Below are 16017 nucleotides of genomic sequence, written 5' to 3'. Positions count from 1 at the left end.
CTAGCCCGGCTCGCCGGCGATGACGCCCTTGCGCAGCAGGAAGCAGCCATAGGGACGGGGATCGCCGACCTGCACCACGGCGAAAGCCCGCCGCGCCTGATCGTAGAAGGCGAAGCGCTCGAGGCGAGCGAGCGGCGTGGGGCGGCCGAGCGCCTTGTCGATTTCGGACTGGACCGCGCGCTGGACATCGGGGATCGCGGCGGCATCGCCGACCACTTCCATGCGCCGGAGCGGTGCGGGCTCGAAATCGTCGATCGGCAGCACCGAGAGGATGGCGCGGGCGGCGCGCTGCATCGTCAGGCCGGGCAGGCGGATCAGGCGCCCGCTGGTGGTGGCGCTGGCGATGGTCTGCGCCGGGTGGTTGGCATCGACCAGCGCGAGGTCGTCGCCATGGCCCATCGCGGCGAGCACCCAGAGCAGGTCGGCGGAGAGGACGGGGTCGAGATTTTTCAGCATGACGGGCGACGGCCCCTCTTCGTCAGGTAGATGCGGGCTGCGTTGCCGCCGAAGATCGCGGCGCGTTCGGGCTCAGTGAGCGTCGCGGTGAGGCGCTCAGTGGCGGCAAGCCATTGGTCGTAGCTGGCGGCAAGCGTAGCGACCGGCCAGTCGCTGCCCCAGAGCAGACGCTGCGGCCCGAAACAGGCCAGCAGCTGCGCGACGGCCGGCGCCAGCGTCGCCTCGCGCCAGCCGGGCGCAGCCTCGGTGACGAGGCCGGAGAGTTTGCAGGTGGTGTTCGGCCTCGCCGCCAGCGCCGCGATGCCGCCGCGCCAAGCGGAGAGGTCGGCGCCGGTGAGATCCGGCTTGGCGCCGTGGTCGATGATGACGGGCAGTTCCGTCTCGCGCTCCAGCAGCGCGAGGAGTGCGGGGATCTGCGGCGGCTTCACCAGCGCGTCGAAGACGAGGCCATGCTCTTTCAGCGCCGCGAAGGCGGGGGCGAGGGCGGGCTTCGCGAGCCAGTCGGGATCGGGGATGTCCTGCGCCATGGGGCGCAATCCCACGAGCAGCGGATCGGCGGATAGGGCTGCGATGCGGGCGGGGGCGTCGGGAGCCTCGAAATCCGTCCAGCCGACGACGCCAGCGACGAAGGGCGTGGCGGCGGCGATAGCGAGCAGGTGATGCGTCTCGGCCTCGGTCGGTGCGGCCTGGACGAGGATGGTCGATGCGATGTCGTGCTGCGCCAGCAGCGGGGCGAGGTCGGCAGGTTCGAAATCACGATGGATGGGGCCGAGCGCCGGCGTCAGCCAGCCATAGTCGCCGCGGGCGAGGCGCCAGAAATGCTGGTGGGAATCGATGCGGGGCGGGCTCGTCACGGGCGGCTCTCGCGGCGGTTCGGCGGCGGCAGGGGAGATGTGACACTACTATGTGCACGCCAACATGTTAGCTTGCAACCGGCCCGAAAGGAGATTAGCGTCCAGCCCGATCGCGGAAGCGGGAGGTGGCGTTCCGCCTCGTGATCCGCGCGCCATCAAAGGCCCGAAACGGGCCGTGTTCAAGTCCTGGGGAGGACGCCGATGACCGACCATCTTCTCAAGCCGACCCGTCGTGTCCTGCTGGCCGGCGGCGCCGCCGCGATCGCCTCGCCCTTCGTGCTGCGCAAGGCGCAGGCGCAAGGGGCGTTCGACTGGAAGAAGTTCTCCGGCCAGACGATCGACGTGCTGCTGGTCAAGAACCCGCGCTCTGACCTGATGCAGGCGGCGGAGAAGGAGTTCACCGAGCTCACCGGCATCAAGGTCTCGGCCGAGCAGGTGCCGGAGCAGCAGCAGCGCCAGAAAGCGGTGATCGAATTCGCCTCGGGCAAGCCGAGCTTCGACGTCAGCGGCATCTCGCTGCACGTCCAGAAGCGCATGGCGGCCAAGGGCAAGTGGTTCGAGAACCTCGATCCCTACATCAAGAACGCGTCGCTGACCGCGCCGGATTTCGATTTCGCCGATTTCGGCGCCGGCCCGGTCGCCTATGCGCGCCAGGCCGACGGGGCGCTCGATACGATTCCGTTCTTCGTCGATTACTGGATGATCTACTACAACAAGGAGCTCTTCGACGCGAAGGGCGTCGCCTATCCCAAGACGATGGACGAGATGTTCACCGCCGCGCAGAAGCTGCATGACCCCGCGAAGGGCGTCGCCGGCTTCGTCTCGCGCGGCCTGAAGAACGCCAACGTCCCCGTCTGGACCTCGCTGATGCTCGGCCAGGGCATGGAGACGGTTTCGCCCGAGGGCAAGCTGCTCACCGATACGCCGGAAGCGATCTGGGCGGCGGAACTCTATCGCAAGCTCAACAAGGAGACCGGCCCTGTCGGTCAGGTCGGCTTCAACTGGAACGAGTGCCAGACCAGCTTCATGCAGGGCCGCGCCGCGATGTGGCTCGACGGCATCGGCTTCGCCACACCGCTGGAGGACCCGTCCAAGTCACGCATTGTCGGCAAGGTCGGCTACGGCGTGACGCCGCCGGGGCCGAAGGCGCATCACGCCGGCATGTTCGCCGACGGCATGGGCATTTCGCGCGGCTCCTCGAAGAAGGAGGCGGCCTGGCTCTATCTCCAGTTCATGACCAACAAGAAGAACCAGATCGCCATGCTCAAGGCCGGCGCCGGCGCGCCTGGCCGTTCCTCGGCCTATCTGGACACCGAGACGATCGCGAGCTCCAAGTTCGGCAAGCAGTATTTCGAGTGCCTGCTGGCCTCGGCCAAGATCGCGCGGGCCGGCCTGCCGCAGATCGTGCCGGTGACCGAGTTCCGCGACGTGTTCGGCGTGGGGCTCACCAACATGATCGGCGGAGCGGATGTCGCGGCCGAGCTCAAGAAAGCGACCGAAACCTTCGCGCCGGTGCTCGCCAAGAGCGAGCAGGGCTGAGGGCGCGAAGCGGGAGCGTCATGGTCGGGCCTGTCCCGGCCAGCCACGTCTTCCCGCATCGCAGGCTGTGTTCAAGACGTGGATGCTCGCCACAAGGGCGAGCATGACGATTGGTTTCCAGTGAAGCAGACCGCATGACCAGCACGTCCCTGCCAGCCAGCATGCCGAGTACGACACAAGCGAGCGTGGCCGCGGCATCGGCGGATTTCACGCCGCGCTACTGGCTGTTCTCTCTGCCGGCGGTGCTGGTGATCGCGGCGGTGATCGTCTTCCCCTGGCTGTTCACGCTCTACATGTCCGGGCAGGACTGGAAGATCGGCGGCGGGGTGGAGTTTGTCGGCCTCGGCAACTTCGCCGAGCTGATGAAGGACCAGCGCTTCATCGAGTCGATGGGGCATACGCTCTACTTCACGGTGCTGGCGGTGGTGCTGCCGATCGTCTTCGGCACGGCGGCGGCGCTGGTCTTCCATCGCGAATTTCCGATGCGGGGCGTGCTGCGCACGATCTTCGTCATGCCGATGATGGCGACGCCGGTCGCGGTCGCGCTGGTCTGGACGATGATGTTCCACCCGCAGCTCGGCGTGCTCAACTACCTGCTCTCGCTCGTCGGCATCGGGCCTTCCGGCTGGGTCTACGAGTCGTCGACGGTGATCCCGACGCTGGTCCTGGTCGAGGTCTGGCACTGGACGCCGCTGGTCATGCTGATCGTGCTCGGCGGGTTGGCCGGGCTGCCGCGAGAACCTTACGAGTCTGCGCTGATCGACGGCGCCAATGATTGGCACATGTTCCGGCACATCACGCTGCCGCTGGTCTGGCCCTTCATCATGGTCGCGATCGTGATCCGCACCATCGATGCGCTGAAGGCCTTCGATACGATCTTCGTGATCACGCAGGGCGGGCCGGGCACGGCGTCGGAGACGCTGAACATCTTCCTCTATCTGCAGGCCTTCCAGTTCTACAAGATCGGCTACGCCTCGGCCGTCGTGGTGATCTTCTTCGTCATCATCATCATGCTCTCGCTGCTGCTGCTCTATGCGCGGCAGAAGTCGAAGTGGAACGCGTGATGAACCGCGCGCTCAAGAAATTCGGCTTCTGGGCCTCGGTGTTCGTGCTGGTCTCGCCAGCGGTGCTGGTCTTCCTCTGGATGATCTCGCTGTCGCTGAAGAACGAGCTCGACAACACCGCCTTCCCGCCGGTCTTCATTCCCGATCCGCCGACGCTGAAGAACTATGTCGACGTCTTCGCGCAGAACAATTTCGGGCTTTATCTCTGGAATTCGATCCTGGTCACCGGCGGGGCGGTTCTGCTCGGCTTGCTGGTCGGCGTGCCCGCCGGCTACGGCATCGCGCGCGGCAAGGCGCATAAATTCGCGGTGCTGATCCTGGTCGCACGGATGACGCCAGCGCTTTCCTACCTGATCCCGCTCTTCCTGCTCTTTCAGATCACGGGATTGGTGGGTTCCATTACGGCGCTGGTCATCACCCATCTCGTCATCACCATCCCGATCATCGTCTGGATCATGATCGGGTATTTCGAGAACGTGCCGATGGAGCTGGAGGATGCCTCGCGCATCGACGGTGCCACGACCTGGCAGGCCTTCCGCCATGTCGCACTGCCGCTGGCGAAACCGGGCATCGTCGTCGGCGGCATCCTCGCCTTCATCTTCTCCTGGAACAACTTCATCTTCTCGGTGGTGCTCGGCGGCAAGGCGAGCCGGACGCTGCCCTCGGCCGTCTACAATTCGCTGACCTTCGAACAGATCTCCTGGGGGCCGCTTGCTGCCGCGGCGCTGCTGGTGACGCTTCCCGTGCTGCTGGTCACCGTCATCGCCCAGCGCCAGATCGTTGCCGGGCTCTCTGCCGGAGGCCTCAAGGACGGCTAGAGACAAGTCCGCCGGACCGCTTGCGGGCGGCTCTGTCTTCATTCTAACATGTCAGTCAACATTCAGCCCTGAAAGCCCTCTCAAATGGCCACCCAAAAGACCCGCTTCGGCCTCTCCTGCGCAATCACCACCCCGATGCGGGAGGGCGGAGGCATCGACCTGCCGCGTCTCGTCCATCACGCCCGCCATGTGCTGGCCGAGGGCTGCGATTCCGTCACGCTGTTCGGCACGACGGGCGAGGGCGCGGCGCTGGGCCTGCCGGCACGCACCGCGATGATGGGTGCGCTGATCGGGGCGGGGATCGACCCGGCCAGGCAAATCTATGCGGGCATCGCGGCGGCCTCAATGAACGAGGCGGTGGAGCAGGCCCGCATCGCGCTCGATGCCGGGGCGAAGGGGTTGCTGGTCGCGCCGCCCTTCTACTTCAAGGGCGTCAGCGACGAGGGGCTCTATGTCTGGTTCTCGCAGTTCTTCGAGAAGCTCGGCGCCTCCGCCCGCAATGTCGTGGTCTATCACATCCCCTCGGTGACGGCGGTCGATATCAGCGTCGGGCTGGTGCAGCGGCTCAAGACCGCGTTCCCCGGCCTCGTCATCGGCGTCAAGGATTCCTCGGGCAGCTACGCCAATACCGAGGCGCTGCTGAAGGCGCATGGCGAACTCGCGATCCTCGTCGGCGACGAACGCCAGCTCGCCAAGGCGGTGCGCAATGGGGCCGAGGGCTCGATCTGCGGCCTCGCCAATCTGGTTCCCAGCCTGCTGCGCCCGATGGTCTACGAGGGCAAGGACAGCCCGGTGGTGAATGCGCTGGTCGACGAGATCTGCTCGCATCCAGTGCTGGCGGCGGTGAAGGCGCTGGTCGGCCATATCCATGGCGATGAGGGCTATGGCGCGATGCGCCCGCCCCTGGAGGCACTGGACGCGGCGACGCGCAAGCGGCTCTTCGCCGCCTTCGATTCGATCAGGCAGGCCAAGGCTGCCTGACAGTAATGCCGGAAGGAGGGATCGTGAGCGAGCCGGAGCAGGAACCGCGCGAGGGCGAACCGCTGAAGCTGAGGGAGCGCGCCTATGCCTCCTTCACCGAGCGATTGCTGGCGCGCGAGATCAAGCCCGGCCAGTTCGTGACCCAGCGCGAGCTCGTGGCGATGACGGGATTTCCGCTCGGCGCCATTCGCGAGCTGGTGCCGCGACTGGAGGCTGAGGGGCTGATCAAGACCGTGCCGCAGCGCGGCATGCAGGTCGCCCATGTCGATCTCAACCTGATCCGCAACGCCTTCCAGTTCCGGCTCTTCCTGGAGAGGGAGGCGACGGCGCTCTACACGCAGAACGCGACGGATGAGGAGATCGCCGAGCAGCGCGCCCGCCACGAGGCGATCATCGCGCGGGCGGAAGCCGGCGGCGACGAGCGGCTGATCGAGGATGCCGAGGATGTCGACCGGCTGATGCACGAGGCGATCATCGACCATCTCGACAACGACATCGTCAGCCAGGCCTTCCGCGTGACCTGGCTCAAGATCAGGCTGATCCGCCAATACGAGACGCGCATCCAGAACCACATCCTGGTGCCGGTGATGCAGGACCATCTCAAGATCATCGCCGCGATCGAGAGTCGCGACCCGGAACGGGCATCGGACGAAATGAGCATCCATATCGGCAACGCTCGCGCCAGGGCGATGCAGTACTGACGACTTAAGGACGACCACGCAGCACAGCATGACGACGAGCCGGAAAACCGGCCGCATGGGAGGGAAGCGACGATGACCAGACTGACGAAACGCAGCTTGCTCCAGGGTTCCGCCGCTGTCGGCGCGACGGTGTTCATGCCGGCGGTCGCAAGGGCGCAGGCGACGGTGCTGCGCTGGGGCGAGATGCTGCCGGCGACGCATCCGCAGGTGCAGATGGTCGAGCGCATCGCCAAGCAGGTGAAGGAGAAGACCTCGGGCCGCGTCGATATCCAGTCCTTCCCGGCCGGCCAGCTCGGCTCCGGCAAGGACATGATGGAATCGGTTTCCTCGGGCGCGCTGACCATGACGACCGATGGCGCGGCGGCGCTGGGCTCCTTCCTGCCGCAGCTCTCGGTGGTGGAAGCGCCCTATCTCTGGCGCGACGCGGCCCATATGTCGAAGGTCGCCAAGGCGCCGGTGTTCACGCAGATGAATGCCGAGCTCGAGAAGAAGCGCGGCATGCGCATGATGGCGGTGACCTATTACGGCAAGCGCCACCTGACGACCGGATCGAAGGCGGTGAAGAGCGCGGCTGATGTCGCGGGACTGAAGCTGCGCGTGCCGCCGGTCGACACCTTCCGCGCCATGGTCGACGCCTGGGGCGCCAAGGCGACGCCGGTCAATTTCAACGAGCTCTATCTCGCGCTCAGCCAGGGCGCCGTCGACGGGCAGGAGAACCCGCTGCCGACGATCCACAGCGCCAAGCTGCAGGAGGTTCAGAAGCACCTGATCCTGACCGGGCACATCATCACGCCGCGGCTCGTCATCGTGAACAGCGATTTCTGGAAGGGGCTGAAGGACGCCGACCGGACCGTGGTGGAAGCCGCGATCGCCGATGGCGTCGCCTGGCAGGACGCGGAGCTGACCAGCCAGGAAAACAGCCTCGTCGCGACGCTGAAGGCGGGCGGCATGACTGTGACCGAGCCCGATCTGGAAAGCTTCTCCAAGCCTGTGCTGGCGAGCCTGCCCAAGCAGTTCGAGAGCAAATGGGGCAAGGGCACCTGGGACGCGCTGGCTGCGCTGTAAGGCGCTGCCCGTGGCGGAACCGCTTCGTCATGGTCGGGCTCGTCCCGACCATCCACGTCTTCATTCCCGACGGGTTGCGCTCGAGACGCGGATGCTCGCCACAAGGGCGAGCATGACGGCGCGAGCCGCACATATGTGCCCTCCCGTTCATCCGAGCATCAGGACATGGCTGGTCATCAGATGAAATCCCTCGCCGCATTGGCGGACCGGCTGGTCTACTGGGCCGCGGTCGTGCTCCTGCTGACGCTGCTCGCCGTCGTGGTGCTCGGCGTGTTCTTCCGCCAGATCAACCAGCCGCTGGCCTGGTCGGACGAGCTGGCGCAGTACCTGCTGGTCTGGACTGGCTTCGTCGGCTGGATCATCGCGGCGCGGCGGCGCTCCCATATCCGCATCATGGTCTTCGCCACACGGTTGCCGCGCGCCGCACAGGCGGTGCTGGAGATTGCGACGCAAGCCTCGGTGATCGTCTTCGCGGCCGTGCTGCTGCGTTACTCCTGGGGCCTGATCGAGCGGACCTGGGACGTGGAATCGATCGCGCTGCCGGTCAGCTCGGCGGCGCTCTACATCGTCATGCCCTTCGCCGCGCTGGCGCTGATCCTGCAGGCGCTGGCCGAGATCGGCGACGTGCTGGCCGGGCGCAAGGTCGAGGTCGCGGAGCCGGGAGCGCAGGCGCTATGACCACGCTGATGCTGCAGATCCTGCCGGTCTGGTTCCTGGCCCTGATGATCGGCGTGCCGCTCTTCGTCTCGATGGGGCTCGCGGCCGTCGCCTTCGTCTTCCTCGGCGGCTTCCCGCTCGGCATCGTGCCGCAGAAGATCGCGCAATCCGCCAATTCCTTCCCGCTGCTGGCGGCGCCGCTGTTCATCCTGATGGGCAACATCATGAACTCGGCGGGGATCACCGACCGGATCTTCGGCTTCGCCACGGCCTGTGTCGGCTTCATGCGCGGCGGGCTCTGCCATGCCAACATCCTCGCCAGCGTGATCTTCGCGGGCATGTCGGGCTCGGCCGTGGCGGATGCCGGCGGCGTCGGCACGCTCGAGATCAAGGCGATGCGGGACGAGGGCTATGATGCCGAGACGGCGGCCGCGATCACGGCCGCTTCCGCCACGATCGGGCCGATCATCCCACCCTCGCTGCCGATGGTGATCTATGGCGTCACCGCCGACGTCTCGATCGGCGGGCTGTTCATCGCCGGCATCATTCCGGGGCTGCTGATGGCCGGCGCGCTGATGGCGATGGTCGTCTACATCGCCCGGAAGCGCGACCTGCCGCGCCATCCGTTCCCCGGGTTCCGCCAGCTGTGGGTCGCCTACAGGGAGGCGCACTGGGCGCTGATGACGCCGGTCATCCTGTTCGGCGGCATGATGGGCGGCATCTTCACGCCGACCGAGGCGGCGGCGGTGGCGACCGCCTATGCGCTGGTGCTCGGCCTCTTCGTCTATCGCAGCTTCTCGCTGAAGACCCTGCCGGAGCTCGTCGTCCAGACGGTGGAAACCACCGGTGTCGTGCTGGCGCTGGTGATGGCGGCGGCGGCGCTCGGCTGGTGCCTGTCGATCTCGCGGATTCCGCAGGTGGTCGGGCCGGCGCTGGTCGAGCTTGCCGGCAGCCCGATCGTCTACCTCTTGATCGTCAACCTGCTGCTGCTCTTCGTCGGCTGCTTCATGGAAGCGCTGGCGGCGATGCTGATCCTGATCCCGATCCTGACGCCGGCGGCGGCACAGTTCGGCATCGATCCGATCCAGTTCGGGTTGATCTTCGTGCTCAACCTGATGATCGGTACGATCACGCCGCCCGTTGGCGTGGTGCTGTTCGTGACCTCGAAGGTGGCGAACATTTCCTTCGAGGCGATGTCGCGAGCGATCGTGCCCTGGCTGGCGCCGCTGATCGCGGTCCTGATCGCGATCACGCTCTGGCCGCCGCTGACGACCTGGCTGCCGCAACTGATCATGGGGCGCTGACGGGGCGGCTTGTTCCTGGCAGGGCGTGTCAGCAATGCGCCCGGGCCGGGTTCGCCATGCGGGAGCGATCGCCTAGACTGGCGCCGATGCGCGAGATCGGCGACCTCACCCGGCAATTCATCCATCTGTGGCGCTTCGGCTGGCCGATGCTCCTTTGCGTCGCTGCCGGCGGGGCGCTCGTCACGGACCTCCTGATGCCGCTGGCGGTGAAGGCGGGCTTTGCTAACGCGCTCGCCGGCTTCGTCGTGCTCTCGGCGATCGTGCTGGTGAGGCTCATCACGGTCGTCGCCATGTTCCTGTCGCTGCGCCCGGCGATGCCAGCGGTGGCCGCGCTGTTTCCGGTGAAGCCGCGTGCAGGAGCTGCCGACATCGCGGCGAAGGATCCGGACTGGCTCGGCGTGGTCGCGATCGCGATCATTCCCTTCTTTGCCTATTACGCGGCCTGGGGCTTTCTCGGCGACACGGTGCGGGATTACTCGCTGCTGGCGCTGGAGATGGCCGATCTCGGCCAGAAAGTGTCGCTGTTCGACGTCCCGGCGACGCTCTGGCTCGGCATCGCGGTCGCGCTCGCCTTCGGGATGCGCAGGCTCGCGAAATTGATGCAGACGCGCAGCTCGCGCCCGGCCTGGCAATTCGTCATCGTGCTCTGCGATGCCAACTGGATCTTCGTCGGCCTCTATGCGCTCGCGGGGTGGAAGAATGCGGCTTGGGCCTGGATCGGCACAGGTGGGCCGCTGCCCTATCTGACCCGGGCGCGCGACCTTCTTCTCGGGCTGATCGGCAAGGCGCAGGCGGCGGCGCCCGTCGCGGTCGATCTCGCGCCGCCTTCTTTGCAGAGCAGCGCGCAGGGGCTTTTTCTCTACGCGCTGCTGCCGCTGGTCTGGCTCCTGATGGCGGCGGTGATCTACGGCTTCGACATGAAGGACGCGGCGGCCCTGAGTGGTCACCGGCGCACCGCGGCGGCCTTGTCGCGCTATGGGCGACTGCCGAAATTCCTGCGCGAGTTCCTCGACCATTTCGTCGCCGGCTACCGCTCCCGCTACCTGCCGATCGCCAACAGCGTGCGGCTCGCCTTCGGGGCGGGGCTCGCGGTGCTGATCGGCTTCGTCCTGCTCTATCGCCTCATCGGCTGGGCGGCGGCCTGGGGCTGGATCGGCCTCGCGCATCTGATCGGGCCGCAGGAGCTGCCGGCCTGGCAGGCGCTGGCCAGCATCATCGCCTTCTTCCTGGGCGGTCCCAGCGACATCCGCGGCGGCATCCTGGTCGAGGCGCTGCGCATCTGCCTCATCGCGGCCGTGGTGGAGCAGGCATCGGCAAAGCGGGTCGAGGCGCTCAGTTCGTCCGCGCAAAGCGAAGGTAGCGCGGCCGCGACGCCGGCAGGCTGATCGTGACATCGGCCGTCGCGAAGGCCGATGTCGGCAGGATGAAGCTCTCGGTGATCGCGACGGTCGAACCGGTAACCGGCTTGCCGAGGAAGGCGGGACCGCAGGTCTTGCCTAGGTCCTTGTCGCGGCTGAGAACGCGCCTCGCCTCGCTCGGCGCCAGGAAGGCGGGCTGCCAGCGCCGGCCGTCCGGGGCGAGCAAGGCGATGCGACAGGGCGGCTGCGCAACGCTCTCCGCATCCAGCACCTTCGCCTCGAGGCGCAGCAGCGCGACGGCAGAGCCGTCCGGCCGTTCGGCGATGCGCTGGAGGCTGACGATGCGCCATTCGGCGCCGGCGAGGGAAGCTGGCCGGTCGAACGGCGAGGTCTGCGCGACGAGATCGCTGGCTCCGGCCCAGGCCGAGACGGTCTTGTGCGCCTGCACGAACAAGGCCAGCGGCAGGACGATCGGCAGTGCCCAGAGGCAGCGCCTGCGCCAGTTCGGCGGCGGCTTCGCCGCGGGTTCGGCTACGGTCGCGTCCGTCATGTCAGCGTTTCCAGGTCGAGGGTTTCGGCCTGCTCGATACGCTCGTTGGGGATCGTGATGCGCAATTGCGTGTCGAGGCGCGGCCAGCGCGACATCGAGACGAGCAGGGCGCCATTGCGCGCCGCGTCGCGGCCGATCTCGAAGATCAGCAGGCCCCGCTGTGGCAGGCCGGGTTCGAGGCGCCTGCCGCGCAGGAAGCCACGGACCGACTCGGCCCGCTCGCTTGCCTCGAAGCGCAGGCCGGACGCCGCCAGCCAGGTTGCGCCGCTGAGTGCCGTGGTGGCGGGGGTGCCCTCGACCTCCACGACGGCCACGGCCCAGAGCCCGCCGGTGTCACGGTCGTAGCTGCGGCCGAAGGCTTGCCAGCGCAGGCGCTCCGCCAGGACGACCTTTTCGACGCGCAGGGTGAAGCCGCGGGCATTTGTGGTTGTGCCGGCGACGCCGTGCTGCGTGATCGGGCCGGTGATCTCGCTATAGCCCGGCGTGGTCTGCTGCAGGGCGAAGAGGAGCAGCGCCGCGACGGCGAGCGCGGTGACGCGGGCGAGGGCGCGGATCATGAGCCGCCGCCTTCCGTTCGCAGCGGCAAGGTGATCGCGGCGACGGGCTTCCGATTGAACCAGCCTGGCGCGGCGAGGAGATTGTCGCGCGGCTTGAAGGTCTCGCCGGTGACGACGACGCGGATGGCTTCAGGCGCCGGCGCAGCATCCGGCAAGTCCCAGACCATGCGGATGCGCTCCGGCAGGCCAGGCTGCAGGGCGCCGAGGATGGCGCCGTCGCGCAGCAGATAAGCAGTCGGCAAAGGCGAAAGGCCAGCGATCGGCGGATCGAAGCTCAGGATGCGGGCAATCGCGTTGCTGCTCTCCGAACTTCGGTTCATCAGGTCGAGATCAACGCTGAGCGCCTTCGTGCCGGGCCGTCCGCGATAGCCGTCGGGGCGCGGGGCGCTGCTCAATCCGGCCTCGCGGATGACGACCTGCCAGCGCCCGGCGGCAATGGGCTGCCCGGCCTGCGCAGCCGGAAGATTGGCGGGTGGCATCGCCTCGCGCAGGGTCTGGGCGGTGGTCAGCCCAAGCGCCAGCAAGCCGCCGATGCCGATCGTCAGCTTCGACGCGAAGGATCGCCGCAGGCTTGCGAAAGCCGTGGTCGCCATGGGCCGGTTGCTCGTCTCCGCTCCGGTCAGAGCCTGAAGATCACCCGATTCTGTGACCGGAATCCGGCAGGAGCGGTTCGGTGGGCCGGAATCAGTGGCTTTCGGGTTCGCCACCGTTGTCGAGATAGCGGCTCACGGGGATGACGATCTCCTCGTCGAGCGTGCCGATCGCGGCCTCGTCCTTGTCCTTGTAGGGGATTGCGCGCAGGACGTGGCGGATGGCGTTCAGTCGGGCGCGGAGCTTGTCGTTGCTGCGCACGACATGCCAAGGCGCGGCTTTGGTCGAGGTCCGGGAGAGCATCTCGTCGAAGGCGCGGGAATAGTCGTCGAAGCGCGGGACCGACTCGAAATCGATCGGCGAGAGCTTCCAGCGCTTGAGCGGATCATGCCAACGGGCGTGCAGGCGGGTCATCTGCATCTCGCGGCCGATGGTCAGGAACAGCTTGATCAGGCGGATGCCGTCACGGGCGAGCATGCCCTCGAAGGCGGGGGCCTCATCGAGGAAATGCTCGGTCTCCTCCGGCTTGCAGAAACCCATGACGCGCTCGACGCCGGCGCGGTTGTACCAGGAGCGGTCGAAGAACACGATCTCGCCGGCTGTCGGCATCTGCGCGGCATAGCGCTGGAAATACCACTGGCCCTTCTCCGTATCGGAGGGCTTGGACAGGGCGACGATGCGGGCCTGGCGCGGATTGAGATGCTGGGTGAAGCGGGCGATGGTGCCACCCTTGCCGGCGCCGTCGCGGCCCTCGAAGACGATGACGATGCGCTCGCCATGCTTGCTCGCCCAGCGCGTCAGCTTCTGCAATTCGATCTGCAGCGGCTCCATCTCGCGGTTGTAGCGCTTGCGCTTCATCCGCTTGCCATAGGGGTAATTGCCGCTGTGATAGGCGGCGTCGATGATGGCTTCCGGCAGGCTGTCGGCCTCGATGTCGAAGCCCTTCGGCTTTTTGGATCTGGTGCGGGTTTTGGCTGGCTTGCCGTGCTCCTCCGACGGAGCGACGACAGATTCCTTCGCGCCCGGATCCGAGAATTTCTTGGCCATCGTCCTGTTCTCCGCTTTGGATCAGCCTAGCCGGCTAGCTCGCGGAAGGGAATTGACGCCTGCCGCTGTTCCGCTCAGGAAGAGGCCCCGTCGGCATCCGCCGTCTGTCTCCGGGCTTTGCATGGTCAATCTTTCCGCTTCCAATGCCGCGCTGGTGCGGGACGTGGTCGAGGCGCTCGGCGCGCCGGCCGTGCTGCTCGACGGGCAGGGTGTGGCGCAGGCGCTGAGCCCGGCCATGCAGGCGCTGATCCCGGGGCTGGCGGCCGGCAAGCTCCTGGCGCTGGTGCTGCGCGATCCCGACCTCAACGACGCGATCGAGCAGGTCGCGATCGAGGGTGGCGCCAAGACCATCGAGCTCATCGAGCGCGTGCCGGTGGAGCGGACCTTCCGCATCCATATCGCCGCGCTGCGCGACAGCGGTCTGCGCCATGCGACGCTGCTCACCTTCCAGGACCTGAGCGAACAGCGCGTGATCGAGCGCATGCGCGTCGATTTCGTCGCCAATGCCAGCCATGAACTGCGCACGCCGCTGGCTTCGCTGCTCGGCTTCGTCGAGACCTTGCAAGGCCCGGCGCGCAACGACGAGCGGGCGCGCGAGCGCTTTCTCGGGATCATGCGCGAGCAGGGTCTGCGCATGGCCAGGCTGGTCGACGACCTGCTCTCGCTATCGCGGATCGAGCAGCGCGCCCATGTGGCGCCGGATACCCCGGTCGATCTGGCGGGTATCGCCCGCGAGATCGTGGATTCGCTGACGCTGATGGCCCGCGAGCGACAGGTCGCATTGGTGCTGAAGACGCCGCGCGAGGCGTTGCAGGTGCCGGGCGATCGCGACGAATTGCTGCGCCTGATGGAAAACCTCGTCGAGAACGCCATCAAATACGGCAAGCAGGGCGGGGAGGTCGCGGTCACCGTCGACGCCGGCGAGAGCGAGGCGAGCTTCAGCGTGCGCGACGACGGGCCGGGTATCGCGCCGGAGCACCTGCCGCGCCTGACCGAGCGCTTCTATCGGGTCGACACCGCGGCCAGCCGCGAAGCGGGCGGCACCGGGCTGGGGCTTGCGATCGTCAAGCACATCGTGCTGCGCCATCGCGGCCGGCTGACGATCGAGAGCAAGTCGGGTGAGGGGGCGACCTTCCGGGCGATCCTGCCGCGCTTCGAGGCGGGGCGCACCAACGGCTGATCCGTGCATGACAGCCATTCATGACAGCTTTCATGACGAACTGTCATTTGGCTGTCATACAGAGGGTGTTCTGACAGGGTCGCTGCAAACAGCGATCAGATGAGGACTTCTCACATGCGCAAGATTCTTGTTCTCGCGGCCGTTGCCGTCGGGATCGCCGGTTCCGCCCAGGCCGCCGACATCACCGGTGCCGGCGCGACCTTCCCCTTCCCGATCTATGCGAAGTGGGCCGAGGCCTACAAGAAAGAGACGGGTATCGGCCTGAACTACCAGTCGATCGGCTCGGGTGGCGGTATCCGCCAGATCAAGGCCAAGACCGTCGCCTTCGGCGCCACCGACGCCCCGCTGAAGGGCGCAGACCTGACCAAGGACGGCCTGATCCAGTTCCCGACCGTGATGGGCGGCGTCGTGCCGGCCGTGAACATCGCCGGCGTCGAGCCCGGCAAGCTCAAGCTCTCGGGCGAGATCATCGCCCAGATCTATCTGGGCGACATCAAGAAGTGGAACGACCCGAAGATCGTCGCGCTCAATGCCGGCGTCACCCTGCCGGACGCGAACATCAACCCGGTCTATCGTTCGGACGGCTCGGGCACGACCTTCGTGTTCACCGACTACCTCTCCAAGGCCTCGGCCGAGTGGAAGTCGAAGATCGGCGCCAACCAGTCGGTCCAGTGGCCGGTCGGCATCGGCGGCAAGGGCAACGAGGGCGTCTCGGCCTCGGTCAAGCAGGTCGCCAACTCGATCGGCTATGTCGAATATGCCTATGCCAAGCAGAACAAGCTCTCCCATGCCCTGGTGAAGAATGCCGACGGCAACTTCCCGGCGCCGGAAGAGAAGGCCTTCCAGGCCGCCGCCGCCAATGCCAACTGGAACGAGCAGCCGGGCTTCGGCATCTCGCTCAACAACCAGAAGGGCGCGGATGCCTGGCCGATCACCTCGGCGACCTTCATCCTGGTCTATGCCAAGCCGGAGAAGCCGGAAGAGACGCAGGCCGCTCTGAAATTCTTCGACTGGGTCTACAAGAACGGCGACAAGCTCGCGAGCGAGCTCGACTACGTCGCCCTGCCGACGAACGTGAAGGACCAGGTCCGCAACGCCTGGAAGGGCGTGACCGACACGGCCGGCAAGCCGATCTTCTGATCGCTGCCATCGACAAGGCGAGGCGGGGTTCGACCCGCCTCGCCGCACTCTTCAAGCCCTCATCCTGAGGAGCCCTGTTCGGGCGCTCCTCAGGATGAGGGCTGGGATCGGGCGGACCCTCCGACGATCCCGGCCATGCCACCGGAGCCTTCGCG

General features: G+C 66.9%; 17 protein-coding genes. 11 read left to right on the top strand and 6 right to left on the bottom strand.

From position 1 onward, the window contains the following. Positions 1-456 carry an RbsD/FucU family protein gene (locus ASE61_RS20435; protein ID WP_061970015.1) on the bottom strand — a complete coding sequence of 152 codons (456 nt, stop codon included), beginning with the start codon at positions 454-456 and terminating at the stop codon, positions 1-3. Next, a complete protein-coding gene (locus tag ASE61_RS20430) occupies positions 450-1310 on the bottom strand; it encodes an amidohydrolase family protein (protein WP_061970014.1) in 861 nt (286 codons plus the stop codon). The genes ASE61_RS20435 and ASE61_RS20430 overlap by 7 nt, the downstream gene beginning before the upstream one ends. A 201-nt stretch (positions 1311-1511) precedes the next feature. Here ASE61_RS20430 and ASE61_RS20425 point away from each other — a divergent pair, with 201 nt between their 5' ends. The 9 genes from ASE61_RS20425 (at position 1512) to ASE61_RS20385 (ending at position 10824) form a co-directional block, all read left to right on the top strand. Further along, complete coding sequence (locus tag ASE61_RS20425; RefSeq protein WP_061970012.1) at positions 1512-2849, top strand: ABC transporter substrate-binding protein; 1338 nt, start codon at positions 1512-1514, stop codon at positions 2847-2849. 134 nt (positions 2850-2983) lie between these two features. Next, positions 2984-3913 carry a carbohydrate ABC transporter permease gene (locus tag ASE61_RS20420; RefSeq protein ID WP_061970010.1) on the top strand — a complete coding sequence of 310 codons (930 nt, stop codon included), beginning with the start codon at positions 2984-2986 and terminating at the stop codon, positions 3911-3913. Next, positions 3913-4731 carry a carbohydrate ABC transporter permease gene (locus ASE61_RS20415; RefSeq protein ID WP_082617579.1) on the top strand — a complete coding sequence of 273 codons (819 nt, stop codon included), beginning with the start codon at positions 3913-3915 and terminating at the stop codon, positions 4729-4731. Before ASE61_RS20420 ends, ASE61_RS20415 begins: the two co-directional genes overlap by 1 nt. A gap of 84 nt (positions 4732-4815) precedes the next feature. Further along, positions 4816-5712, top strand: a complete 897-nt coding sequence (locus ASE61_RS20410; RefSeq protein ID WP_061970006.1) for a dihydrodipicolinate synthase family protein — start codon at positions 4816-4818, stop codon at positions 5710-5712. 5 nt (positions 5713-5717) lie between these two features. After that, complete coding sequence (locus ASE61_RS20405) at positions 5718-6413, top strand: GntR family transcriptional regulator (RefSeq protein ID WP_061970005.1); 696 nt, start codon at positions 5718-5720, stop codon at positions 6411-6413. 72 nt (positions 6414-6485) lie between these two features. Next, positions 6486-7478 (top strand): sialic acid TRAP transporter substrate-binding protein SiaP, encoded by a 993-nt coding sequence (locus ASE61_RS20400; protein ID WP_061970003.1) that lies wholly within the window; start codon positions 6486-6488, stop codon positions 7476-7478. Positions 7479-7643: 165 nt separating this feature from the next. Beyond that, positions 7644-8156: a TRAP transporter small permease gene (locus tag ASE61_RS20395; protein WP_244492930.1), complete on the top strand. Its 513-nt coding sequence runs from the start codon at positions 7644-7646 to the stop codon at positions 8154-8156. Then, entirely contained in the window at positions 8153-9439 is a 1287-nt protein-coding gene (locus tag ASE61_RS20390; protein ID WP_061970000.1) for a TRAP transporter large permease, read from the top strand. Before ASE61_RS20395 ends, ASE61_RS20390 begins: the two co-directional genes overlap by 4 nt. A gap of 86 nt (positions 9440-9525) precedes the next feature. After that, entirely contained in the window at positions 9526-10824 is a 1299-nt protein-coding gene (locus ASE61_RS20385) for a hypothetical protein (RefSeq protein ID WP_061969998.1), read from the top strand. Here ASE61_RS20385 and ASE61_RS20380 read toward each other — a convergent pair. The 4 genes from ASE61_RS20380 to ppk2 all read right to left on the bottom strand — a co-directional run bounded on the left by ASE61_RS20380 (position 10772) and on the right by ppk2 (position 13542). Next, complete coding sequence (locus ASE61_RS20380) at positions 10772-11347, bottom strand: hypothetical protein (protein WP_061969996.1); 576 nt, start codon at positions 11345-11347, stop codon at positions 10772-10774. The genes ASE61_RS20385 and ASE61_RS20380 overlap by 53 nt on opposite strands. After that, complete coding sequence (locus ASE61_RS20375; protein WP_061969995.1) at positions 11344-11904, bottom strand: hypothetical protein; 561 nt, start codon at positions 11902-11904, stop codon at positions 11344-11346. Before ASE61_RS20375 ends, ASE61_RS20380 begins: the two co-directional genes overlap by 4 nt. Next, complete coding sequence (locus ASE61_RS20370; RefSeq protein ID WP_061969993.1) at positions 11901-12497, bottom strand: hypothetical protein; 597 nt, start codon at positions 12495-12497, stop codon at positions 11901-11903. The genes ASE61_RS20375 and ASE61_RS20370 overlap by 4 nt, the downstream gene beginning before the upstream one ends. 91 nt (positions 12498-12588) lie before the next feature. Continuing rightward, complete coding sequence (ppk2, locus tag ASE61_RS20365; protein WP_061969991.1) at positions 12589-13542, bottom strand: polyphosphate kinase 2; 954 nt, start codon at positions 13540-13542, stop codon at positions 12589-12591. A 121-nt stretch (positions 13543-13663) separates the two neighbouring features. Here ppk2 and ASE61_RS20360 point away from each other — a divergent pair, with 121 nt between their 5' ends. Beyond that, positions 13664-14722: an ATP-binding protein gene (locus ASE61_RS20360; protein WP_061969990.1), complete on the top strand. Its 1059-nt coding sequence runs from the start codon at positions 13664-13666 to the stop codon at positions 14720-14722. 114 nt (positions 14723-14836) lie between these two features. Then, positions 14837-15862, top strand: coding sequence for a phosphate ABC transporter substrate-binding protein PstS (gene pstS, locus ASE61_RS20355; protein WP_061969988.1), 1026 nt, complete (start codon positions 14837-14839; stop codon positions 15860-15862). The last annotated feature ends 155 nt before the right edge of the window (positions 15863-16017 follow it).

The organism is Allobosea sp. Root670 (genome assembly GCF_001429415.1).
Classification (GTDB): domain Bacteria; phylum Pseudomonadota; class Alphaproteobacteria; order Rhizobiales; family Beijerinckiaceae; genus Allobosea; species Allobosea robiniae.
Note: the sequence above shows the minus strand (reverse complement) of the source record. Positions and strands in the feature narration are given on the sequence as shown.